Origin of the sequence: Acuticoccus sediminis (assembly GCF_003258595.1) — a bacterium.
GTDB classification, from domain to species: Bacteria; Pseudomonadota; Alphaproteobacteria; order Rhizobiales; family Amorphaceae; genus Acuticoccus; species Acuticoccus sediminis.
Genome location: NZ_QHHQ01000007.1, coordinates 48644 through 72377, shown reverse-complemented (window position 1 = coordinate 72377; position 23734 = coordinate 48644). Strand labels below are relative to the sequence as shown.

Here is a 23734-nt window from a genome sequence, read left to right as displayed (position 1 = left end):
TCAGCCCGCGCGAGGCGCGGCGCCGCTCAGCGGAACCGCAGCGGCAGGGGCGGCAGCGTCGCCACCGGAAGCCACCCGCCGGGCTTGATCCGGCTGTCCTCGATCGTGATCGACATCATCCGGGCCTCGCGGCCGCTCACCATCGTCGTCGGCGCATTGGCGAAGAAATTGGTGAGCAGCCCCGACAGCACCGTCTCGGTCTTCGGGTTGATGAGGTTCACATAGGGCAGGCCCATCTCGTAGCCCGCGACCGCGACGTCGAGCTGGCCGTCGACCAGTCCGTCCGGCCGCAGCTCCAGCGTGCCGGAGAGGCCGACCATCATGTCGCCGCACTCCACCGACGCCGCCTCGATCACGAACGGGAGCCCCTGCCGCGCGAGCGTTCTGATGAGCTGCTCCGGCCGGCCCTTCAGGAGCACCGCCCCGCCGCTGATCCGCCCGCGCACGGAGATGTCCGACGGCTCGAGCCCTTCGCTCGGAACCGCGCCGCGCATCTTCATCGCGAAGTCGAGATCCTCCGGCACTTCGGGATTGCGGCGGACGCTCATGTCGAGTTCGGCGGCCGCGACCTCGGTCGGACCGAGGTCGATGACGACGTCGACGATCTCGGTGATGAGCTGCTTGAAGGACCCGTTGGACAGGTCGATCTGCGCGCTGGCGTGGGCGAGGTCGAACGTCGAGTCGATCTCGGCGCCGTTGGCGAAGTGCATGCGGGCGGGCGAGTCCACCTCGGCGATGAGGTGGGCCGGGTTGTAGACCTGGGCGGCCACGCGGATCCCGCCGAGCGCCAGCTTGCGGCCGTTGGCGCCGATCTTGGTGCCGTCGCCGCACTGGACGATGACGCGGAACGGATAGCCCGTGACCCGGCGCTCGGCGCAGATGAGGATCGCGTCGCGGTCGAGCGCCATCCGTTCGGCTCGGGCGATCTGCCGGTCTACGATCGTCGCCGCAACGAACCAGATGACGGACCACGCTACGATTGCAAAAAGCACTCCGACAAGGAGGAGCTTGAAGCGACGGGTCCCGGATCGAGCGGCCATAATCCTCCCTTATCCGACCGTGCCCGGCACGGCCACCGCGGATTCATCGACAAGTGAACTTGTGGACACTACCACCGTTCAACGCGATATGGGCGGGGCGTTTGAGCGCGGGTCCGGGGGGTGCGAACTGATGTCACTGTTTGTCTTCGGGTACGGCTCGCTGATGTGGCGGCCGGGGTTTGAGTTCGAAGACAAGGCGTTCGCCACCGTCCGGGGCCGACACCGCAGGCTGTGCGTATATTCCTGGGTCCACCGCGGCACGCAGGAGCGTCCAGGCCTCGTCATGGGGCTCGACCGGGGCGGCGCCTGCCGCGGCATCGTGTACCGCGTCGCCGACGAGCGGCGGGACGAGGTGGTCGCCTACCTGCGCGCCCGCGAGCAGGTCACGATGGTCTACCTCGAGGTGAACGTGACCGCGCAGATCGACGACGGGTCGACGGTTAGCGCCCTCACCTACGTGGTGGACCGGAAGCACCCGCAGTATGCCGGCCGCCTCTCGCTCGACGAGACGTACGCGCAGGTGCACGGCGCGGTCGGCCAGTCCGGCCCGAACGACGAGTACGTACTCTCCACCGCGGACCTGCTGACCGAAGCCGGGATCGCCGACCCGCGCCTCCACACCCTCGCCGAGCGGCTGCGCCAGCGCGACGCCGCCTGAGCCGGGTGCGCGCTAGCCCTTCCCCGCCTCGGCCTCGGCCTCGCGCACGAGGCGCTCGGTCTCCTGCTCGATGGCCGCGACCAGCCGTTCCTTCGCCTCGGCGCGTGGCAGGCCCGGCGGGATCGCCGGCAGAAAGGAAACGGTGATCGTGCCGGGGTACTTCGCGTAGCCGCCGCGCGGCCAGAAGACGCCGGAGTTCAGCGCGACCGGCACCATCGGCACCTTCAGCTTGTCGTAGAGGAAGATCGCGCCCGGCTTGTAGTCCGGCGGGGCGTGCAGGGGCTGGCGCGTGCCCTCCGGGAAGATGACGATCTGCATGCCGTCGTCGAGCGCCTTCTGCGCGTCGATCGCGAGCTGCTTGAGCGCGGCGGCGCCGGCGGACCGGTCCACCGGGATCATCCCGTAATGCGCCGCGTACCAGCCGTAGAGCGGGATCTTGAGGAGCTCCTTCTTCAGGATGATCGCGCCCTTGGGCAGCATCGGCACCAGCGCCAACGTCTCGAACGCCGACTGGTGCTTGGAGCCGACCAGCGCCGGCCCCTCCGGAATGTTCTCCGGATTGAGGATGCGGATCTTCTGGCCGACGACGAGGCGCAGGATCCACAGGTCCGTCGACGTCCAGAAGCGCAGCAGCCATCGCGTCGGCTTCGGCGGGAAGAGCAGCGCCGGCGAGCAGACGATGCTCAGCCCGATGAAGACCAGCGTCGCGACGACGGAGTAGATGGCGGTGCGCACGAGCGCGACGGCGCGGCCGAAGCCGGTGCGGCCCGGCATGGTGGCGGCGGAGGAAGGGGCCTTCGTGTCACTCAATGGTACATGCTTTCCAGATGGCGCCGCACCGAGGCGGCCGACGTCACAGCGACGAGGATGACGACGCCCGCCGCGACCACGGCGAGCGCGGCGTAGCCGAAGAGGCCGATGCTGGGGTCGCCGAGGAGGGCGCGCGACTGCGCCGAGCGTGCGCCGCTGCTGATCAGCGACCACAGGTCGAGGAGCCCGAAGAGCACCAGCGCCACGGCGATGCCGAGCCCCGCGCCCCGCACCCCGATGCCCACGAAGCGGCGGCGGAAGGCACGGACGATGAAGCGGTCCTCCGCGCCGAGCGCGTTGAGCACCTCCACCGTGGCGGCATTGGTCGCGATCGCCGAGCGGGTGGCGAAGACGATCGAAATGCAGGTCGCGATCAGCATCAGGGCGAGAGCGCCGATCGCACCGCCGGCCGCCGCCGAGGCCATGCGCGACAGCCGCTCGCTCCACTCGGTGTGGTCGTCGAGGGAGGCGCCGGGGATCTGCGAGATCGACTGCGACAGCGCCGCGTCGATCTCGCCGGTGCGCCGCGCGGTGACGAGGCGCGGGATGGGAAGCGGCGAGAGATCGATGTCGTCGCCGAGCCACGGCTCCAGCAGCGCCTCGGAGTCCGACAGCGGGACGACGACGACGTCGCTCAGCCCGCGCGCGCCGGCGAGAATGGATGCGACCTGGTCGAGCCGGGCGTCGAGCGGGTTGTCGTCGAGGGGCAGCACCGTGACGGTGATCTCGTCGAGCACGTTGGCGCTCCAGGCACCGGCGGCGCGGTCGATGAGCACCGCGCCTCCTACCAGCAGCGCGCACAGGAAGGTCATGATGGCGATGACGACCGTCAGCCCCCGGCCCGCGATGCTGCGCGGCGAGACGATCGGCCCCTCCTCGGTCGGCCGGTCCTCCTCGTCGTCCATCACGTCTATGGGCTTCGGCGTCGGCGCCTCGCGCCGGTTCTTGCGGCCGGAGCCCCGGTCGGACGGGACGTAGGCCGGGGAGTCCTCCGCCGAGTCAGGCGCGTCGTCGTCGGGCTCGCGGCGGGAGCGGACCGGCGGCTCGGCCTCGGCCTCGGCCGGCGGCAGGCGACGGTCGTCGTCGTCAGCGTCGCGGGCCGCGCGCCGGTCGGTGTCGTCCCCGCGCCGCAGCCCGCGCCGGTCGGGCTCGGCATCGCGCATCCGGGACTGGCGCGCGGGCTCCTCGCGGCGCGACGGCGACCGCGCTTCGGGTTCGGGCTCGGAGGCGCGCGAGCGCCGGTCCGTGTCTGCGCCCCGCGGACGCGAACGCGCGTCGGGCACGCGCGACGGCGCCCGCGATGCCGGCTCCGCGTGACGCGTCTGCGGCGGCGCCGGGGCCTCGCGGTCGCGGCCCGTCGTCTGCTGGCGGTCCTCGCCGACCGGCGGCCGGTCGCGGGCGATGGGCTCGGGCGGGCGGCGCGACGACGTCCGCGGGGGCGGTCCGGCGGAACGGTCATCGAACCCCTCGTCGGGCTCGTCGAACTCTTCGTAGTCGTCGTTGGGGAGCGCGGTGCGGCGGGTGCGGACGGGCTGGCGCGCGTCCTCCCGGTCCGCCGATGGCCGGCGGCCCTCGGGGCGGGACTGGCGCGGCGGGTCGGCCGGCTGCCGGGCGTCGCGGCGCTGCGGTGCGTCCCGTCCGGCAGGCGCGTCCGCCTCGGGACGCTCACCGGCGCCGAGGCGCCGCGGCCGCGCCGGCGCCTCGGCGCCGTTCGGCGGGCGGGCCACCACGGGGACCGGCTTCGGCCCTGACGGCGTCGCCCGGTTCCAGCGGAGCGGGTCGGACGCGCGCGGTCCGGCGGAGCGGTCCGGCTCCTCGCCGATCCGCTGCGGGCTGACGCGCTGCGGCCGCTCCTCGGTGCGCGGCTGGCCGCCCACGCGCGGCGCTTCGGGACGGCGCGTGCGGGGGTCGGCCGGGACCTCGCCGCGATCCGGCCGCCCGACAGACGCCCGGGAATCGGATCCACGCGAAGCGGGCGGACGTGCGCCGGCGCCCCCGTCGGGACGCTCCTTGCGGGAGACGGGCGCCTCGGGTCCGCGCGCTGCTGCGCCACGCGGGTCCGGACCGCGTGGCGCAGCCGCCCGCGGATCGCCGCCCCGAGGCGCCGTCGCCCGCGGCTCGGGATCGCGCTGCGCCGGCGCGCGTGGCACGGGCGCGCGGCTGTCCCCCCCGCGGTCGCGGTCGGACGGGGGCCGCCCGGATCCCGTGCGCCGGCGGTCGAACTCTCCGCCCTCCATCAGCCGCACCGTCCGGGACGGACGCGCCGGGTCGTCGCCACCGTCGCGTCCCTCATGGCGAGGTCTCGAGGTGGCCGTCGAACAGGATGAGGCGGCGCGCGTCGATCTGGTCCATCAGGTTGATGTCGTGCGTCGCGATGATGACCGAGGTGCCGAGCCGGTTGAGCTCGAGGAAGAGGCGCAGGAGGCGCTGGGCCATGGGCGGGTCGACGTTGCCGGTCGGCTCGTCCGCCAGCAGCACGTCCGGCTGGGTGATCAGCGCCCTCGCGATGGCGACGCGCTGCTTCTCGCCGCCCGAGAGGACCGGCGGAAAGGCATGCTTGCGGTCGGCGAGGCCGACCCACTTCAGGAGCTCCCCGACATCGTTGCGGTAGCTCGCCGGGTCGCGGCCCTGGATGCGCAGCGGGAGCGCGACGTTGTCGTACGTCGAGAGGTGGTCGAGCAGGCGGAAGTCCTGGAACACGACGCCGATGCGCCGGCGCATCGCGGGGATGTCCTTGTGCGCCAGCGTCGACACGTCCGAGCCGAAGAGGCTCATGAAGCCGCGCGACGGTGTCAGCGACAGGGACAGGAGGCGCATGAGGGTGGTCTTGCCCGCGCCGGAGGGGCCGGTGAGGAACTGGAAGGACCTCGGGGGGATCTGGAACGACAGATCGCGCAGGATTTCCGGACCGTTCCCGTAGCGCAGACCGACATTTTCCAGCGTGATCATGAGCCTCCCCGGGCTCGCCGGCTCCACTGCGCATGTTATGGGCCCGTGGTCGCGCTGGTGCGAGAGCCGAGCGGGCGAAAGGTCCCGTCGCCATCGCAAGGTTACCACAGGCGGACGGCGGCCGCGCGGTTCGCTCGTCTCGTCCACAGTCGCGATATCGGTCCACGGCCCCCGGAAGCAAGGGGTTACGTCACCGCGCCCTGTGGCGGGCGCGGTCGCGCGCCGCCCCGGCCGGAACTCGCGGCTCGAGCCCGGGCGGCCGCGCCCGCGGCCATCCGGCGCCAAGACCTTGCGGTATCCGGGCTTCGACCTGCCGGCCCGCGCCACGCGCCCGGCAGCGGGGTGCCGCCCTGAGGTCACCCTCGCCTGCCGGCGCGCCGTCGGAGGCAAGGGCGGCCGCGTGGCCGGGAGCATCATGCAGGTGGTGCAGGTCGGGTCGTCGGACCAGGATCGCCGCCGCCCCCGGCGGGTTGCCGCGAGACGCTGTCGCCTGCCGCGTACCGCCAAGGCGAGCCGCTCCGGCCGCCCGGGACGGGTCAATGCTCTAGCGGCTGGCCTGCGATAGCAGCCTGCTGAAACCGGTGGCGGGCGCCCGGGACGGCGCTAGCACGCGCAGGGGGCTTTGCCCGCACAGGGGCGTCTCGCCCGGGCGGAGCCTTTCGCCCGGCCCGGCTCGTACGCCGTCGCCATTCACGGACCGCGACGGGCCCAAGCCGGTGTCGCCCGGGACGCCGGCGGCGTGGGAGCGAGCCTGCCGGGAGGCTCGCGGCCGGCGTGCCGGGTCAGGGGAGCAGGCGCTCCAGGTAGTCCCGCTCGAGGCGCGGGAGGGACATGTCGCCGAGGCGCTCGCGGAGCTGCTGCAGGATGCGGCGGGCGGCCTGCATCTCGATCTCCTCCGGGACGCCGACGCGGCTGGTGTCGGCGTAGGTGCCCTCGCGGCGGGAGCGGCCGAGCGGGTCGCGGCCCGGGCCGGGCTGGCCCTGGCCCATCTGGTCGCCATCCTGGCCGCCCTGCTGCTGCTGCGCCTCGGCGAGCTGGCGGGCCATGTCCTGGGCGCCCTCGCGCAGCGCCTGCAGCGCGTCGGACTGCTGCTCCACCGCCTCGCCGGCCTGGTTCTGGCCGAGCGCGTTGCCGGCGTCACCCATGGAGCGCTGGGCGTCGCCCATCCGCTCGCCGGGGCTGAAGCCGCGCTCGGTCAGTCGGTCCATCAGCTCGCTGAGCTGCTGCTGCAGGGCCTGCTGCTCGCGCTGGAGGCGCTCCATCGCGTCGGCGCGCTCCTGCGGGCTCATGCCGTCCTGGTTCTCGCCGCCGGGCTGGCCGGGACCGCCCTGCTGGCCCTGCTGCCCCTGCTGCGGGGCACGGCCGAACTGGTCGCCGCCGAACGGCTGGCCGAACGGGTTGCCGGGCTGGCCGAAGGGGTTGCGCTGCTGGCCGAACCCGTTCTGGCCCTGCCCGCCGGGCTGTCCCTGACCCTGGTTCGGGTTCATGCCGTAGGTCTCGTCCATCAGCTGCTGCTGGCGCTGGATCATGCGGCCGAGCTCGTCGAGGGTCTGGCCCTCCTCGCCCATCTGGCCCTGCTGACCCTGGCCTTGTCCCTGACCCTGCCCCTGGCCGCGCGCCATCTGCATGTTCTGCATCATCTGCTGCATCTCGGCGAGGAGCGCCTCGGCCTCGGCGTGGCGGCCCTGGCGCGCCAGCTCCTCGATGCGCTTCAGCATGTCGTCGAGGTCGCGCTGGGTGATCATCTGCGCGTTCGGGTCCATCTGACCCTGCTGTGGCTGGTTCTCCATGTTCTCGGCGAGGGCGCGCATGTACTCCTGCATCGCCTGGCGCAGCTCCTCGGTCAGGCGGGCGATCTCCTCCTCGGGGGCACCGTCCTCGAGGGCGCGGCGCAGCCGCTCCTGCGCGGCCTTCAGCGCACGCTCGGCGTCCGACAGGCCGTCATCCTCTAGCAGGATGGCGAGATCCCACAGGCGGCCGAGCATCTCGCGCAGCTCGTCGTCGGTGCGCGCGTTGACGAGCTCGGCATAGGCGACCTTCGTCGCCAGGAAGTGACCCGCGCTGTCCAGCGCGCCGGGGTCGAGCAGGATCATGTCCATCGCGTCGATCACGCGCGGCGCGGCGTTTGCGTCCATCGCGAGAAGGGCCCGCTGCTCGATCACCGCGCGGGCGACCGGGTTGGTGAACGGGCGGGCCGGGAGGCGGAAGATCTCCTGCCCGCTGACGCCGGACTGGCCGAGGCCGTCGGTCGCCTTGAGGGTGATCGCGACCTCCTGGCCGGCGTAGGGGTGCGCGGTCAGGTCGTGCACCGTGCGGGCGGCGCCGCGCATGCCCGCGCCACCCGGAAGGGTGAGCGGGAACGTCGGATCCTCGACCAGCGGGCGGCGGTTGCCGGGTGCCTCGACCGGGGTCACGGCCGCTTCGGCGGACGCGATGCCGTAGTCGTCGTCGAGCTGGTAGCGCAGCTCGAAGGTGTCGCGCTGGGAATTGGTCGGCGCCTCGGTGAACTGGACGCTGGGCGCGGCGTCGGGCTGGGCGGTGAAACGCCAGGAATCCACCGCCTTGCCGTCCTGGCGCACGTCGACGGTCATCGCCGAATCGATCTCGACGGTGCCCTGCATCGCGTTGACGGCCTTGGCGTCGGCCCCTTCGAGGGCGGACATGTCGCGCTGGCCGGTGTCCTTCGAACCGGAGACGTGGAGCGTCGCGCCCTCGATCCCCTGGGTGCGGACGGTCAGCACCGAGCCGATGGGCACGCGGATGCCCTCGCCCGTGTCGACCCGGGTGGCCGACGACAGGAACAGCGGCGAGCGGCCGGTGTAGGACGGCGGGGTCACCCACGCGTCGAGGCGGAACTGGGGACCGGTGGCGACCTCCGCCGGCTCGGTGAAGTCGAACGGGGTGATGAGCCGCTCGGCGAGCGCGCCCGCCCCCACGACGACGCCGATGAACGCGACGATACCGACGGCCGCGCGGACCGCGTAGGGGTCGTGCGGCGCGAGGTCGGCGCGCGGGAGGGGAACGCGGAGGCTGGCGAGGCGCGCCTCGGCCCGCTTGCGGTGCGCCTGCCAGACGCGCTGCGCGAAGGCGTCGCCCCCCGGGGCGAGCTCGTCCTCGTACGCGTTGAGGGGCTGGTGCTCGAGGTGGGCGTCGGTTTCCAGGCGCCGCATCGCCTCGTTGCGGCCGGGCATGGTCACGGCCACGAGGCGCCAGCCGGCGAGCACGAACAGGACCGCGAACACCGCGAGGGCGATGATCTTCGCCGTCGGCGAGAGGCCGACCCACAGCCCCATCCACGCCGAGGCGACGAACAGGATGACCACGCCGACCATCGGCGCGAGGGCCGGCCAGAGCCGCTCCCAGGCGATTGCCGCCCTGGCGGACAGGATCAGGCGCGACAATCGCGTGTTCAGCGGTGAGGCCATAGTGCACGTCCCCTTGATACGCATGGTTGGCGCGAGCCGGTGGCGAGCTTAGCTGCGAGAATGCATGCGGCAAGCCATGTGGGGGTTAAACACGTCACGAAAGCGTGCTTCAGACTGTGGCGGAACGTCCCGCCACAAGCCCCGCGCAATTTTCAGAATGCTGCAAGTTTCTTTTCGCGCGGTCGTCGAAACCGTCGCGGCGGACCACCGGATCCACCCCTTCGGCCGTATCAGCGATACCATCGCCGCACCGGCCGGCGCAACGCCGCCGCCCCGCGCTGCGGCATCAACTCCGCGTACACCGCGCGGCGGGCAGATGGCGGCCCGTTGCCGGTCAGGCGGTTGGGTGATGCCCCACGTCCCGCAAGCGGCGGTCAGGCGTCCCCCGTGCCGAGTCCTTCGGTGGCGAGCGCTGCCGCCTCGCCGATCCAGTCCGGCACGCTGTCCCGGGCGATCTGCTCGGCCGGGGTCATCGGCTGGCGCACCACGGCGTAGCGGTCGCCGGAGACGAGCACCTCCGGCACCAGCGTGCGCGTATTATATGTGGACGACTGAACCGCCCCGTAGGCGCCGGCGCTCATGATGGCGAGGAGGTCGCCCCGCTCGACCGGCGGCATTTCCCGCCCGAGCGCCAGATAGTCGCCCGTCTCGCAGACCGGCCCGACGACGTCGACGACCTTGCGCGCGCCTTCGCGCGGCGCGACCGGGACGATCTCGTGGTGCGCGTCGTAGAGGGTCGGGCGGATGAGGTCGTTCATCGCCGCGTCGGCGATCACGAAGGACTTCGCCTCGCCGGTCTTGGTATGGATCACGCGGGTCAGCAGGATGCCGGCGTTGGCGGCGATCATGCGGCCCGGCTCCAGGACGACGCGGCAGCCGAAGCGGTTGGCGTGACGCGCCACCAGCGCGGCGTAGTCGACCGGCAGCGGCGGGTCGGGAACCGCGGGGTCGTACGGCACGCCGAGGCCGCCGCCGACGTCGATGTGCTCGATCCGGTGGCCGTCGCTGCGGAGCGTGTCGAGGAGGTCGCCGAGGACCGTGAAGGCCGCGTCGAACGGCTCCAGCGCGGTGATCTGCGAGCCGATGTGCATGTCGACGCCGCACACCCGGATCCCCGGCAGCGAGGCCGCCTCGGCGTAGATCTCGCGGGCGCGCGAGGCGGGGATGCCGAACTTCGTCTCCGAGGCGCCTGTCGCGATCTTGGCGTGGGTCTTGGCGTCGACGTCCGGGTTGACGCGCAGCGACACCGGGGCGGTGACGCCCTTCTCGGTGGCGATCGCGGAGAGGCGGAAGAGCTCGCTCTCGGACTCGGCGTTGAAGCACATGATGCGTGCGTCGAGCGCCGCCGCGATCTCGGCGTCCGTCTTGCCGACGCCGGAGAAGACGATGCGCTCGCCCGGGACGCCCGCTGCCAGGGCCCGTTGCAGCTCGCCGCCCGAGACGACGTCCATCCCCGCGCCGAGGCGCGCCAGCAGCGACAGGATCGCCTGGTTGGAGTTCGCCTTCATGGCGAAGCAGACGAGCGTCGGCACGCCCGCCTTGGCGAGCGCGTCGGCGAACACGCGGTAGTGGCGGGTGAACGTCGCGGACGAATAGACGTAGCACGGCGTCCCGACGGCCTCGGCGATCGCCGTCAGCGACACCTCTTCGGCGTGGAGCGTTCCGTCACGGTCGGCAAAATGGTGCATTACTGCAGGATCGGATCGAGGATGAACTTACGGTCGGGCACCCGCTGGCTGCCCGGATCGTGCGGGAAGCGCTCCACGCGCGGCAGGTTCTCGGCCGACTCGGGGATCGACGGCGCGGCGCGGCGGCCGCAGGCGCCGAGCGCCACGGCGAGAGCGAGGGCGAGGGCGATGAGGAGCGCAGGCTTCACGAGTTGTCCCCCCAGAGCGCGGCGCGCCAGCGGGCCGCCTCCTCGCGGACGCGCGAGGGCGCGGTACCGCCGAGCGAGGTGCGGCTTGCGACCGACTTGTCGACCGACAGCACCTCGAGCGCCGCCGGGGTGATGCGAGGATCCACGAAGGCGAGTTCCTCGGCGGTGAGGTCGGAGAGCTCCTTGCCGGCCTTGTCGGCGGCGAGGACGCAGGCGCCGGTGATGTGGTGCGCGTCGCGGAACGGCAGCCCAACCTCCCGCACCAGCCAGTCGGCGAGGTCGGTCGCGGTGGTGTGCCCCTTGATGGCGAGCTTGCGCATCGCCTCGGTGTTCGGCGTCAGGTCGCGGACCATGCCGGCGGAGGCACGGGCGCAGAGGGAGAGAGCCGGCAGCGCGTCGAACAGCGGCGGCTTATCCTCCTGCATGTCCTTCGAGTAGGTGAGCGGCACGCCCTTCATGACGATGAGGAGCGTGTTGAGCGCCCCGACGATGCGGCCGACCTTGGCGCGCACCAGTTCGGCCGCGTCCGGGTTCTTCTTCTGCGGCATGATGGACGACCCGGTGGTGTAGGCGTCCGACAGGCGGATGAAGGAGAACGGCGACGAGCACCAGATGACGATCTCCTCGGCGAAGCGCGACAGGTTCACCGCGCAGATCGAGGCCGCCGCCAGCGCCTCCAGCGCGAAGTCGCGCGCGGAGACCGCGTCGAGGGAGTTGCGCGCCGGACCATCGAAGCCGAGCGCCTTCGCGGTCATCTCGCGGTCGATCGGGAAGGCGGTGCCGGCGAGCGCCGCGGCGCCGAGGGGCGAGGTGTTCATGCGGCGCCGCGCGTCGGCGATCCGGCCGCGGTCGCGCGCCAGCATCTCGACGTAGGCCATCATGTGGTGGCCGAACGTGATCGGCTGGGCGGACTGAAGGTGCGTGAAGCCCGGCATCACGGTGTCCGCGAACTCCTCGGCGCGCTCCACGAAGGCGCGCTGCAGGTCGAGGAGCTCCTCGTCGAGGGCGTCGAGCGCCTCGCGGACCCAGAGCTTGAAGTCGGTCGCGACCTGGTCGTTGCGCGAGCGGGCCGTGTGGAGCCGGCCGGCGGCATCGCCGACGATGTCCTTGAGGCGTGACTCGATGTTCATGTGGATGTCTTCGAGGGCGCGGCTGAACGGGAACGTCCCCGCCGCGATCTCGCCGGCGATCTGATTAAGGCCCTTGGTGATCGCCGCAGCGTCCTCGTGCGACACGATGCCGGTCTCGGCGAGCATGGCCACATGTGCCAGAGAACCGGCGATGTCCTGGGTCGCCAGCGCCTTGTCGACATCGATCGAGGCGTTGATCTCTTCCATGATGGCGCCGGGTCCCGCCTCGAAGCGTCCACCCCAGAGGGCATTGCCAAGGGGGGTCACGGGGCGGTTCATGGGAGCCTCCAGGTCGGTTGCCCGGTCAGGGGCCGAAACGAAAGGACAAGGGCGTGTCGCGGCATCGATGGCTTTCTTATGGCGGGGCCGCGCTCGGCGCGTTGGCGATCTTTGCGGGTACGGTCATCTACACCGCCCGTCCGACCCTCTTTAGTGACCTCGTTCGCGGGCCGCAATGCCAGGCGGCGAGCGCCATCGCCGAGGCGGTGAAGCCCTTCGCCCGGGGCCAGGTGGCCGCATTCCAGCCCGTGACACCGTCCGACGTCAACGCCCTTCCCTTCGACGGCACCGGCGAGGACGCCCGCACCATCGAGGCGCTCAACGGGCGCGTCACCCTTCTCAACCTCTGGGCCACGTGGTGCGCGCCCTGCCGGGCGGAGATGCCGTCCCTCGCCGCCCTCAACGCCGAGAAGGAGAGCGACGACTTCGTGGTGATCGCGACGTCCATCGACGACCGCGACCAGAACCACCCGGAGAACTTCCTCGCCGAGACCGGAGCCGAGGCGCTCGACTACTACCGCGAGCCGAGCCTGACGCTGTTCAATTCGCTGCGCTCGGCCGGGCTCGCCCAGGGGATGCCGACGACGCTGCTGCTGGGCCCCGACGGCTGCGTCGCCGGCGTCCTCTCCGGCGCCGCGCCGTGGGACGGCCCGGACGCGAAGAAGCTGGTCGACGCGGCCGTCTCCGCCCTCTGAGGCGCCCGCCGGCGCCGCGTCGCGGTCAGCCCCGCAAGACGCCGGCGAGCCACCAGACCCCTGCCGCCGAGACGGCGAGCCACGCCGCGACGACCAGCGCCGCGCCGAACCGCCCGGACGGCAGGGCGTCGCTCTCGCTCGCCATGCGGCGAAACTCGGCCATCAGCGGCGCCGGGATGAGCCTGACGGTGAGGAGGATGCCGAGCGGGACGATGACGAGGTCGTCGAGGTAACCGAGCACCGGGATCGCGTCCGGGATCAGATCGATCGGGCTCACCGCGTAGGCGACCACCGCGAGCGCGAGCGCCTTCGCGTACCACGGCGTGCGGCGGTCCCGCGCCGCGATGGCGAGCGCCCGCACCTCCGCCTTCAGCCCCCTCGCCCACCGCTTCGCCGCGTCGATCATTGCCCCGTCCTGCCGGGCCGCCCGCACCGCGCCCGGCGCGACGGCGTGCGCCGGCGGAACCGGGCGCGCCACACACGTGCCACGGGGTGGCTATCACGAGGTCGTGATGCGGCGAGCGTGTATTTGAGTTGAATGCGCCCAATAAGCCCCAAGCAACGCCTCATTTATGGTTAACAGTAGCAAACTTGCGATGCAACGGCGCAACAAGATGCCGGGAATGTGTAAGTGTTCGACTTCTTTTGGATTGAATCACCTCAATCCATCACCGACCTTTTGAGAAATCATTCTGTTGATATTTCGGAGCTGTCCCATGCGTCAGTGGTTTTCCAGACTGTGCGCCATCGCCCTTCTCGCCGGCGGCATGATCGCCGCCACAACATCGGCCCAGGCGGCGGGCGTCACAGCCACGGTCGATCTCAGCGCGCAGCGCATGTACGTCTCCGTCGGCCGAACTCACGCCTACACGTGGAAGATCTCGTCGGGCCGCAAAGGCTACAGGACCCCCACAGGCACCTATCGGCCGACGCGGATGTACCGCAAATACTACTCGCAGAAGTACGACAACGCGCCGATGCCGAACTCGGTCTTCTTCCGGGGCGGCTACGCGATCCACGGCACGGGGTACGTGAAGAACCTCGGCCGCCCGGCCTCGCACGGCTGCATCCGCCTGCACCCGACCGCGGCCCGCGCGTTCTACGACCTCGTCCAGCAGCACGGCCGCGGCAACACCAGCATCCGCATCCGCTACTGACGGACTACACCGCCCCCTCGGTGGGAATGTTGACGACCTCGCCGCAGTGCTTGCAGTGCACCGCGTCGAGGTCATGCTTGGCCAGCCCGCACCGGGGACACTCGTAGGTCACCTTCGCGGGCCGGAAGATCGCCTGAACCAGCCGCAGGAACAGGCCGACGCCGACGACCATGATCACGATCGTCAGCGCCCGCCCGGTGGTATCGGTGACGGTGATATCGCCGAACCCGGTCGTCGTCAGCGTTGCGACGGTATAGTAGAGCGCATCCACGAACGTGTTGATCTCGTCGTTCACCGGCCGCTCGATCACGAACACCAGCGACGTCGTGATGAACACGAAGACGACGAGATTGAGCGCCGCCTCGATCACCTCCTCGCGCCGCCGGAACCACGGCGAGTCGCGCCTCAGGTCGACGACCAGGCGGTAGGAGCGCAGGACCCGCAGCATCCTGAGGACGCGCGCCAGCGCCAGGTCCTGCGCGAAGAACACCGACCCGAACAGCGAGACGATGACCACGAGGTCGACGTAGAACATCGCGCTGCGCAGCTGCAGCAGCGAGCGGCGCATCGCCACCGTGCGCGCCAAAAGGTCGATCGACAGCAGAATGCCGATCACCACGTCGATGACCTGGAAGGCGGCCGCGGTGCCGGTGATCGTCGTCACCACGAAATACGTGATTGTGATGACGTCGAAGATGAGCAGCCCGAACCGGAAGCGGCGCGACATCGGAGAAAAGCCGAAGTAGAGCTCGCGCAAAGTCTGCAGAAACCGCGACCACCGCGACGATGTTTCCTCCGGCAAGCCCTCCGCCAACCCACGCCCCATACCGCTCCGCTCCCGCTTTCAGTCACTACGCGTTGAACACATGCCGCGTTCCACCGCCCTGTGAAAGGCGATAAAAAGGCGCCAATCGGGGAGGGTACGATGGACCACACCACCACCGGCGCCACGCGCCGCCCGGGCACCCGTGAGCGGCTCGCCATGAAGGCCGCCACATACGCCCGCCACGCCGCCGGGTTCACCCGCAGCACCGCCGGCCTCGCCGCAAAGGTCGCCGCCGTCGCGCTCGTCGCCGGCCTCGCCGGCACCGGCACCGCGTTCGCCGACCGGACGCTGGAGCGCCTCTCCGACTTCGACCTCCCCGGCGCCGACTACCGCACCCTGCGCTCCGTCCCGCTGGAGCAGTGCGAGGACGCCTGCCTCGGCGACAGCGGCTGCGCCGCCTTCACCTACAACGAACGTGCCCGCTGGTGCTTCCTGAAGTCCACCGTCGGCGAACGCGTCTCCTACCCGGGCGCGACCTCCGGCATCGTGCGCGAGACCGCCGATCCCGGCCAGACGCTGCCGCTGCCCGACATCGCGTACCTCCCCGCCTCGCTGGAGGCCGACGCCGGGCGCCTCGAGGCCCAGCTCGCCGCCGTCCGGCGCACCCGCAGCAAGGTCGGCCTCATCACGCCGGCCCTCGCCGAAACCGCGTCCCGGCAGCGCGCGGACGACTACCTCGCCCTCGCCGAGTCGCTCCGGAACGCCAACTTCGAGGACTATTTCGACCGGCAGGAGGCGACCCGCATCGCCGGCGCCGCCGCGTATCTCGGCCTCAAGAGCGCGATCTCCCCGCCGCAGCAGGGCCGCGCCCTCGCCCTCATCTCGCGCGTGATGGAGGACCAGGGCCTCTTCCGCCCGGCCATCGAGGCCTCGGCGGCGAGCCTTTCGCTCTACCTCAACGCCACCGAACGCGACCGCCTCGCCGAGCTCCGCTCGCAGCACGGCTTCCGCGTCCTCGACTACAACGTCGATTCCGACACGACCGCGCCGCGCCTGTGCATCCAGTTCTCCGAGGCGCTGTCGGGCGAGGCGACGGACCTGCAGCGCTTCGTCACCGTCGACGGTATCGCCGACCCGACGATCTCGGTCGAGGCGAGCCAGCTCTGCGTCGAGGGGCTGGAGCACGGCGGGCGGTATATCGTGACGGTGCGCGAGGGCCTGCCCTCGACCGTCAGCGAGACGCTCGCCAAGCCGGCCGAGTTCCGTGCCTATGTGCGTGACCGCTCGCCGCTCGCCCGCTTCGAGACCAACCGCTTCGTGCTTCCCGCCGCCGCGCAAGGCGTCCCCGTCACCTCGGTCAACTCCGAGGAGCTCGAACTGAAGCTCTACCGCGTCAACGACCGCAACATCGCCGACGTCGTGCGCCGCGACGACTTCAAGCGCGCCCTCTACCCCTATGAGGCCGACGACATCACGGAGGAGAGCGGCTCGCTGGTCTGGGAGGGCACCCTCTCGGTCGAGAACACGCGCAACGAGGACGTGCGCACGCTCATCCCGCTCGACAACATCATCCGCCGGACCGAGCCGGGCGTCTACGTGATGACCGCCGTCCCGGTGGAACTCGCCGACCGCTCCAACCCGATGGCAACGCAGTGGTTCGTGGTCTCCGACCTCGGCCTCTCGACCTTCTCCTCCGGCGGCACGGTGGACGTCTTCGTCCGCTCGCTGCTCTCGGCCGATGCGCTGGACGGCGTCGAGGTGACGCTGCTCGCGCGCAACGACGAGGTGCTGGCGACCGCCACCACCGACGCGGACGGCCACGCCCGCCTGGTGTCGTCCGCGCCGACGGACGGCGGCCAGGCGCCGGTCCTCGTCACCGCCCATGCGGGCGAGGACTACGCCTTCCTGCCGCTGAAGGGCAGCGCCTTCGAGCTGACGGACCGCGGCGTTTCCGGCCGCGCCGCTCCCGGCCCGGTCGACGCCTTCCTCGCCACCGAGCGCGGCGTCTACCGTGGCGGCGAGACGGTGCACCTCACCGCCCTCGTGCGCGACGACAGCGCCCGCGCCCTGCCGCTGCCGGTGACCGTCCGCCTGACGCGGCCCGATGGCGTCGTCTCGCGGACCCTCACCGCGCGGGCCGACAGCGCCGGCGGCCTCGCTCTCGACATGCCGCTGACGAGCAACGCCGCCACCGGCACCTGGACCGTCGCCGCCTACATCGACCCGAAGGGCAACGCCGTCGGCCAGACCACCTTCCTGGTCGAGGACTACGTGCCCCAGCGCATCGAGGTGAACGTCACCTCCGCGCTCGAGGAGGTGACCGCCGGCGGGGTGATCGACGCCACCGTCAAGGCCGAGTTCCTCTACGGTGCCCCCGCCGCCGACCTCATCATGGAAGGCTCGCTCACGGTGCGTCAGGCCGCCGGCCTCGAAGGCTTCGACGGCTACCGGTTCGGCCTCGTCCAGGAGCCCTTCACCCCGACCCGCACGCCCCTTTTCGACCTGCCGCGCACCGGGAGCGGCGGCCTCGCGCAGCTCGCCGTGAAGGTCCCCGAGCTGGAGGACGTCTCCGCCGCACTCGAGGCACGCCTCGTCATCTCCGTGCGCGAGCCAGGCGGTCGGCAGGTGTCCGACGCGCTGACGCTGCCGCTCGCGACCGACCGTCCCCTCATCGGCATCCGCCCGAAGTTCAGCGACGGCCGCGTCGGCGAGGGCACCCGCGCCGGGTTCGACGTCATCGCCCTCTCCTCGGCGCACGAGCGCATCCCCGCCGGCGCAGAGTGGACGCTGACCCGCATCAGCCGCGACTACCAGTGGTACCGCCGGGGCGGGTCCTGGTTCTACGACAGCGTCGACCGGCTCGAAGAGGTCGCGCGTGGCACCGTGGACATCGAGGCCGGCAACCCCGCCGCGATCTCGGTGCCCGTCGAATGGGGCCGCTACCGGCTCGAGGTCGTCGACCAGTCGGACGAGCGCATCGCCTCTTCCGTTGCCTTCGACGGCGGCTGGGTCAGCGAGGAGGGCGCGGCCGACACGCCGGATATCCTGGAGGTGCACCTCGACAAGGAGAGCTACAGCCCCGGCGAGACGGCGACCCTCAGGATCGTCCCGCGCTACGCCGGCAAGGCCCTCGTCACGGTGCTGTCGGGCGGCGTGCGGCACCACCGGCTCGTCGACGTGCCGGCCACCGGCGCCGACGTCCCGCTCACGGTCGAGGACGGATGGGCGCCGGGCGCCTACGTCGCCGCGACGCTGTTCCGCCCGGTGGAGATCGCCGCCGGCAGCCAGCCGCTGCCGCAACGCTCCATCGGCATCGCCCACATGTCCGTCGGCACCGCCGAGCGGCGGCTCGACGTCGCCATCGATGCGCCGGACATGACCGGGCCGCGCCAGACGCTGGACGTGCCGGTCACCGTCGGCAACCTCGACCCGGGCGAGACGGCCTACCTCACGCTGGCCGCCGTCGACGTCGGCATCCTCAACATCACCGGCTACGAGGCGCCGGACGCGGCCGAGCACTACCTCGGCCAGCGTCGCCTCGCGGTGGAGCTGCGCGACCTCTACGGCGACCTCATCGACGCCTCGGGCGCGCTGCGCGGGCGCATCCGCTCCGGCGGCGACGGGCCCGGCTCGGGCACCGAGGCGCTGCCGCTGTCGGAGGAGCCCGTCGCCCTCTTCACCGGCGTCCTCACCGCGGGGCCGGACGGCAAGGCCATGGCCTCGCTCGACATTCCGTCCTTCAACGGCACGCTCCGGCTGATGGCGATCGTCTGGACCGACGACAAGGTCGGCAACGCCGACAGGGACATGGTCGTGCGCGACCCGGTGGTGGTCGCGGGCACGCTGCCGCGCTTCCTCGCCCCCGGCGACGCGACGCGCATGCGCATCGACCTGCACAACGTCGCCCACGCGGCGGGCGAATACCGCCTCGCCGTCGCCGCCGGCGGCCCGGTGGCGCTCGACCGGGAGGCCGAGACCTTCACCCTCGACCAGGACGAGCGCACCTCCTTCGAGATCCCGCTGTCGGCGACCGGCGTCGGCGAGGCGACCATCATCGCCCGCCTCGACGGCCCGGACGGGCTCTCCATCGCGAAGGACTACACGCTCGTCGTGCGGCCCGCGGCGGCCGAGGTCCGCGAGCGCCGCGTCTCCGTCCTCAATCCGGGCGAGAGCCTCACCCTGTCCGACACCATCCTGCGCCCCTACGACAGCGACGCGGAGGTGACGCTGTCCGTCGGCGAGGGCGACCTCGACATCGCCGGCCTCCTGCGGATGCTCGACCGCTTCCCGTACGGCTGCTCGGAGCAGACCGTCAGCCGTGCCCTGCCGCTCCTCTACGTGAACGACGTCGGCAAGGCGCTCGGCATCGACCCGGACACCGAGCTTCCCGAGCGGATCCGCCAGGCGGTCAGCCGTGTCCTCGCCAACCAGTCCTCTTCCGGCGGGTTCGGCCTGTGGTCGCCGGGCTACGACCTGTGGCTCACCGCCTATGTGATGGACTTCCTGACGCGGGCGCGAGAAGCCGGCTACGAAGTGCCCACCATCGCCTTCCAGTCCGGCCTCGACCGCCTGCAGTCGGTGCTCTCCTACGTCGGCGATATCGAGGGCGAGCGCGGCGCCGAGATCGCCTACGCGATCTACGTGCTGGCCCGGAACGGCCGCGCGGCCATCGGCGACGTGCGCTACTTCGCCGAGGAGCGGCTCGACGACTTCCCCGCCCCGCTCGCCCGCGCCCAGCTCGCCGCGAGCCTCGCCCTCAACGGCGACGAGGGCCTCGCCGAGCGCATCTTCGCGACGGCGCTGCCGGAGGCCTTCGACCTGCCGCGCCTCTTCCGCGTCGACTTCGGCACCTCGGTGCGCGACGCGGCCGCCATCGTGGCGCTGGCGGCGGAATCGCGCGTCTCCGCCCCGGTGCTCGACGACCTCGAGGCGCGGCTCGACGCGCTGCGGGCGGGCCTCGAGCGCAACTACTCCACCCAGGAGGCGGCCTGGCTCCTCCTCAGCGCCAACGCGCTGCGCGGCAGCACCAGCGACGTCAGCGTCGACGGCGTCACCACCAAGGCTCCCTTCAGCCGCGGCGTGACCCGTGACGAGCTCGCCGGCGGCCTCCTCCTGTCGAACCTCGAGGACCGCCCGCTCGCCGTCGCGACGACGGTGACGGGCTCGCCCCTCGCCCCGCAGCCGCCGGTTCAGGCCGGGCTGACGGTCGAGCGCACCTTCCACACCCTGGAGGGCGAGGAGATCGACATCTCGAGCGTCGCGCAGAACACGCGCATCGTCGTCAGCGTCACCTTCACCAAGACCGTCGGCGACGCGATGCACGTGATGCTGACCGACCTCCTGCCGGCGGGCTTCGAGATCGAGAATCCGCGCCTCGTCGGCGAGAACGACCTCGCCGCCATCCCGCTTGCCCGCAGCGGCCAGTCGCCCGAGCACACCGAGTTCCGCGACGACCGCTTCGCCGCGGCCTGGGACCTCTCCCGCGGCAGCCAGGACGTGCCGATCACCGTGTCCTACATCGTGCGCGCGGTGACGCCGGGGACGTTCACTCTGCCGGCGAGCGAAGTCAGCGCCATGTACCAGCCGAACTTCGTGGCGCGGTCGGAGGCGGGCTTCGTCTCCGTGGTGCCGACCCGCTGAGCGAGCCGGCTCCCCCCTCCTCCGGGCGCCCGCCCCGGCGCGGCGCCCCCTCGCGGCTCTGGGTTGCCGCGTTCGCGGGCGTCGCGGCCCTCGTCGCGGCAGGGGTGGCGGGGCTCCCCGCGCTCGACCGGGCCTTCCCGCCCGACATCCGGCGCGCCGAGCCGTCCGCCGTCGTCGTCGACCGCGACGGCACGCTGCTGCGCGCGTTCACCGACAGCGGCGGACGCTGGCGCCTCCCGGTGACCGCCGCCGACGTGGACCCGCGCTTCATCGAGATCCTCACCGCCTACGAGGACCAGCGCTTCTACGAGCACGCCGGCGTCGACCCGCGCGCGCTGCTGCGGGCGGCCGGGCAGGCTCTGGCGTCGGGGCACATCGTCTCGGGCGCTTCGACACTGACGATGCAGACGGTCCGCCTGATGACGGACGCGCGCGACCGCACCCCGTGGCGCAAGCTGAACGAGTTGGTGCGCGCGCTGCAGGTGGAGCGGCGCCTTTCCAAGGACGAGATCCTCACCATCTACCTCAACCAGGCGCCCTATGGCGGCAACATCGAAGGGGTCCGCGCCGCCGCCCTCGCCTACTTCGGCCGTGAGCCGGCGCGGCTGACGCTGGCGCAGGCGGCGCTGCTCGTCGCGCTCCCCCAGTCGCCCGAGGCGCGGCGGCCGGACCGCAATCCGCAGGCCGCCGAGGCGGCGCGGGCGCGCGTCCTCGACCGCCTCCTGCAGCGCGGCGTCATCACCGGGCGCGACGCGGCGGAAGCGAAACGCGAGCCGGTGCCGACGCGCCGCCGCGCCGTCCCCCGCCTCGCCCCCCATCTCGCCCGCGACCTCGTCGCCTCCGCGCCTGGCGTGACGCGCTTCGAGACCACGCTCGACGCCGACTGGCAGGCCCGGCTCGAGGCGCTGGCCGGCGAGCGGGTCGACCTCATCGGCCCGAACGTCTCCGCCGCAATCCTCGTCGCCGACGTCAGGACCGGCGAGATCCGCGCCAGCGTCGGCTCCGCCCGCTTCCTAGACGAGCGGCGCGCGGGGCACGTCGACATGGTCCACGCGGTGCGCTCCCCAGGCTCGACGCTGAAGCCGTTCATCTACGGCATGGCGATGGAGGCCGGGTTGATCGCGGCCAACACGCTGCTGCGCGACACCCCGTCCACCTTCGCGGGCTACGAGCCGGAAAACTTCGACGAGACCTTCCAGGGCCTCGTCACCGCCTCGGAGGCGCTGCGCCGATCGCTGAACGTGCCGGCGGTGATGCTCCTCGATTCGCTCGGTGCGGTCCGGCTCGCCGTGCGGCTGCAGGAAGCGGGCGCCCTCGTCGCCCTGCCGCCGGACAAGACGGCGACGCTCGCGATCGGCCTCGGCGGGTTCGGCACGCGGCTCGAGGATCTCGCCGAGCTCTACACCGCGTTCGGCAACCGTGGCCGGCCGGTGCCGCTCTATTCCAGCGGCCCCCGCCCGCCCGCCAACCACCGCCTGCTGGAACCGCGCGCGGCGGCGTCCATCGACGCGATCCTCGCCGAGATGAAGCCGCCGCGGAATGCGCGGCCGGGGCTGATCGCCTACAAGACCGGCACCTCCTACGGCTACCGCGACGCCTGGGCCGTCGGCTACGACGCGCGCCACGTCATCGCCGTCTGGGTCGGGCGCCCCGACGGCACGCCGGTCGCTCAGCTCACCGGCTGGACCGATGCGGCGCCCCTCCTCTTCGACGCGTTCGCCCGCATCGGGATCGAGCCGCGCCCGCCGCGGCCGGTGCAGACGCCGACATCCGAGCTCCCGCCGCCGCTGCAGCGCTTCCTGCCGCGCGGCGCGCAGCGCGAGGCCGAGAGCGACCTCGCCATCGCCTTCCCGCCCGCCGACGCGACCGTCGCGCTCGGCGGACCGGGCGGCGAGCGCATGCCGCTGACGGCCCGGGTCCTCGGCAAGCGGGTCGACGCCTGGCTGCTCGACGGGCGGCCGGTCGACGTGCGGCCCGGCCGCCGCACCGCGCAGATCGACGTCGCGACCGGCCCGCACACGCTCACCGTCGTCACCGCCGACGGCGTGTCCGAGCGGGTCACCTTCACCGTCGAATAGGCCGGGTCAGCGCCCCCATCGCTCCAGCGACCTGACGGCGGGCGACGAGAGGGCGTAGAGCGTCTCGTGCGGCAGCTCCGAACGGGTGACGCCGATATCGCGCAGCGCGGCATCGTCGAGGTGGCGCAGTGCGCGAAGCGTCTCGCGGCGCTGGCGGATGCGCACCAGCGCCGCCGCGAAGCGCGGCAGGACGGCGCCGATCAGGCCGCCGAGCCGGGCGACGGCAGCGCGCCGGGCCCGGACGTGGGTCGTAAAGGACGGGGCGTCGGCGATATGGTCGGACATGGCGGCGGGCTCCCTCTGCTGCCGCCTCGATAGGCGCAGCCGGCCGGCCGATGGTTCGGGGCCGGCCGAAGCATCCGGCCCTGCAGCGCGCTACCGATATGGCGGCGCGGTGAAACGGTGCGATGATCCGGCGCCCGGCGTGGATCGCCAACGGCCGGTCACGCCCGACACGAAACCTGCTCCGGGGAGGATGCGCGGCCATGGTGGAAGGACCCAATATCGCGCGCGTCGCGGCGCTCATCGGCGATCCGGCGCGGGCGGGAATGCTCAACGCCCTCCTCGGCGGCATGGCGCTGACGGCGGGCGAGCTCGCCGACGTCGCGGGCGTCACGCGCCCCACCGCGAGCGGCCACCTCGCACAGCTCGAGGACGGCGGCCTTCTCGCGCGCGAGAAGCAGGGCCGGCACGTCTACTTCCGCCTCGCGACCGACGACGTGGCGCGGCTGATCGAGGCGCTGGGCGTCTTCGCGGCGGGGCCGGCCGGCTACAGGCCCCGAACGGGCCCGCGCGACCCGGAACTGCGGCGCGCACGCGTCTGCTACGACCACCTCGCCGGTACGCTGGCGGTCGCGATCCTCGACGCTCTCGTGGACGACGGGGTATTCGCGCGTACGGACGAGGCGCTGGCGCTGACGGCGCCGGGACGCGTCCGGCTAACGGATCTCGGGATCGACCTGCCGGCGCTGGAGGCGCGGCGGCGGCCGCTGTGCCGGGCCTGCCTCGACTGGAGCGAGCGGCGGCATCACCTCGCAGGCGCGCTCGGCGCCGCGCTCCTCTCGGCCTTCGTGGATCGGCACTGGGTGCGGCGCGTGGCGGGGACGCGCTCGGTCATCGTGACACCGGCCGGGGAGCGCGCCTTCCGCGAGGACCTCCGGATCGCCCGGTAAGGACGGGCGACCCGCGCGGCGGTCCTCAATGTCGGATTTGACGCCCTGCCAAAGCCCAG

17 protein-coding genes are annotated in these 23734 nt (G+C 72.2%); 6 read left to right on the top strand and 11 right to left on the bottom strand.

The genetic code is table 11. From position 1 onward, the window contains the following. Positions 1-26: 26 nt before the first annotated feature. Entirely contained in the window at positions 27-1040 is a 1014-nt protein-coding gene (locus tag DLJ53_RS26130; RefSeq protein WP_111350938.1) for a DUF2125 domain-containing protein, read from the bottom strand. Between the two features lie 130 nt (positions 1041-1170). On the opposite strand from DLJ53_RS26130, the gene DLJ53_RS26125 reads away from it, so the two are divergent. Beyond that, positions 1171-1698, top strand: a complete 528-nt coding sequence (locus tag DLJ53_RS26125) for a gamma-glutamylcyclotransferase (protein WP_111350936.1) — start codon at positions 1171-1173, stop codon at positions 1696-1698. Positions 1699-1710: 12 nt separating this feature from the next. Here the strand turns inward: DLJ53_RS26125 and DLJ53_RS26120 are convergent, their stop codons facing one another. The 7 genes from DLJ53_RS26120 to argH form a co-directional block, all read right to left on the bottom strand. Then, a complete protein-coding gene (locus tag DLJ53_RS26120) occupies positions 1711-2508 on the bottom strand; it encodes a lysophospholipid acyltransferase family protein (protein WP_146620093.1) in 798 nt (265 codons plus the stop codon). Beyond that, entirely contained in the window at positions 2505-4385 is a 1881-nt protein-coding gene (locus DLJ53_RS26115; RefSeq protein WP_111350933.1) for a hypothetical protein, read from the bottom strand. Before DLJ53_RS26115 ends, DLJ53_RS26120 begins: the two co-directional genes overlap by 4 nt. 412 nt (positions 4386-4797) lie before the next feature. Beyond that, positions 4798-5457: a cell division ATP-binding protein FtsE gene (gene ftsE, locus DLJ53_RS26110; protein WP_111350932.1), complete on the bottom strand. Its 660-nt coding sequence runs from the start codon at positions 5455-5457 to the stop codon at positions 4798-4800. A gap of 782 nt (positions 5458-6239) precedes the next feature. Beyond that, positions 6240-8882 (bottom strand): TIGR02302 family protein, encoded by a 2643-nt coding sequence (locus DLJ53_RS26105; protein ID WP_162409563.1) that lies wholly within the window; start codon positions 8880-8882, stop codon positions 6240-6242. 374 nt (positions 8883-9256) lie between these two features. Then, positions 9257-10570 (bottom strand): diaminopimelate decarboxylase, encoded by a 1314-nt coding sequence (gene lysA, locus DLJ53_RS26100; protein ID WP_111350928.1) that lies wholly within the window; start codon positions 10568-10570, stop codon positions 9257-9259. Beyond that, complete coding sequence (locus DLJ53_RS26095; protein ID WP_111350927.1) at positions 10570-10758, bottom strand: hypothetical protein; 189 nt, start codon at positions 10756-10758, stop codon at positions 10570-10572. Before DLJ53_RS26095 ends, lysA begins: the two co-directional genes overlap by 1 nt. Further along, entirely contained in the window at positions 10755-12167 is a 1413-nt protein-coding gene (gene argH / locus DLJ53_RS26090; protein ID WP_111350925.1) for an argininosuccinate lyase, read from the bottom strand. Before argH ends, DLJ53_RS26095 begins: the two co-directional genes overlap by 4 nt. 101 nt (positions 12168-12268) lie before the next feature. On the opposite strand from argH, the gene DLJ53_RS26085 reads away from it, so the two are divergent. Beyond that, positions 12269-12862, top strand: a complete 594-nt coding sequence (locus tag DLJ53_RS26085) for a TlpA disulfide reductase family protein (RefSeq protein ID WP_162409561.1) — start codon at positions 12269-12271, stop codon at positions 12860-12862. A 25-nt stretch (positions 12863-12887) separates the two neighbouring features. Here the strand turns inward: DLJ53_RS26085 and DLJ53_RS26080 are convergent, their stop codons facing one another. Next, positions 12888-13268: a YkvA family protein gene (locus DLJ53_RS26080; RefSeq protein WP_111350922.1), complete on the bottom strand. Its 381-nt coding sequence runs from the start codon at positions 13266-13268 to the stop codon at positions 12888-12890. 310 nt (positions 13269-13578) lie between these two features. Between DLJ53_RS26080 and DLJ53_RS26075 the strand changes: the two genes are divergently transcribed. Further along, positions 13579-14019 carry a L,D-transpeptidase gene (locus tag DLJ53_RS26075; RefSeq protein ID WP_111350921.1) on the top strand — a complete coding sequence of 147 codons (441 nt, stop codon included), beginning with the start codon at positions 13579-13581 and terminating at the stop codon, positions 14017-14019. Positions 14020-14023: 4 nt separating this feature from the next. On the opposite strand, the gene DLJ53_RS26070 is transcribed toward DLJ53_RS26075, so the two are convergent. Beyond that, complete coding sequence (locus DLJ53_RS26070) at positions 14024-14776, bottom strand: ion channel (RefSeq protein ID WP_244935165.1); 753 nt, start codon at positions 14774-14776, stop codon at positions 14024-14026. A gap of 168 nt (positions 14777-14944) precedes the next feature. On the opposite strand from DLJ53_RS26070, the gene DLJ53_RS26065 reads away from it, so the two are divergent. Both DLJ53_RS26065 and pbpC read left to right on the top strand, forming a co-directional pair. Next, positions 14945-20425 (top strand): alpha-2-macroglobulin family protein, encoded by a 5481-nt coding sequence (locus DLJ53_RS26065; RefSeq protein ID WP_111350917.1) that lies wholly within the window; start codon positions 14945-14947, stop codon positions 20423-20425. A gap of 104 nt (positions 20426-20529) precedes the next feature. After that, the gene (gene pbpC / locus DLJ53_RS26060) at positions 20530-22503 is read left to right on the top strand and encodes a penicillin-binding protein 1C (RefSeq protein ID WP_202913364.1); all 1974 of its coding nucleotides are present in this window, start codon (positions 20530-20532) and stop codon (positions 22501-22503) included. 6 nt (positions 22504-22509) lie between these two features. Here the strand turns inward: pbpC and DLJ53_RS26055 are convergent, their stop codons facing one another. Beyond that, positions 22510-22788 (bottom strand): DUF1127 domain-containing protein, encoded by a 279-nt coding sequence (locus DLJ53_RS26055; protein WP_111350914.1) that lies wholly within the window; start codon positions 22786-22788, stop codon positions 22510-22512. Positions 22789-22988: 200 nt separating this feature from the next. Between DLJ53_RS26055 and DLJ53_RS26050 the strand changes: the two genes are divergently transcribed. Continuing rightward, on the top strand, positions 22989-23675 hold the full coding sequence (locus tag DLJ53_RS26050) for an ArsR/SmtB family transcription factor (RefSeq protein WP_111350912.1): 687 nt from the start codon (positions 22989-22991) through the stop codon (positions 23673-23675). Positions 23676-23734: the final 59 nt, after the last annotated feature.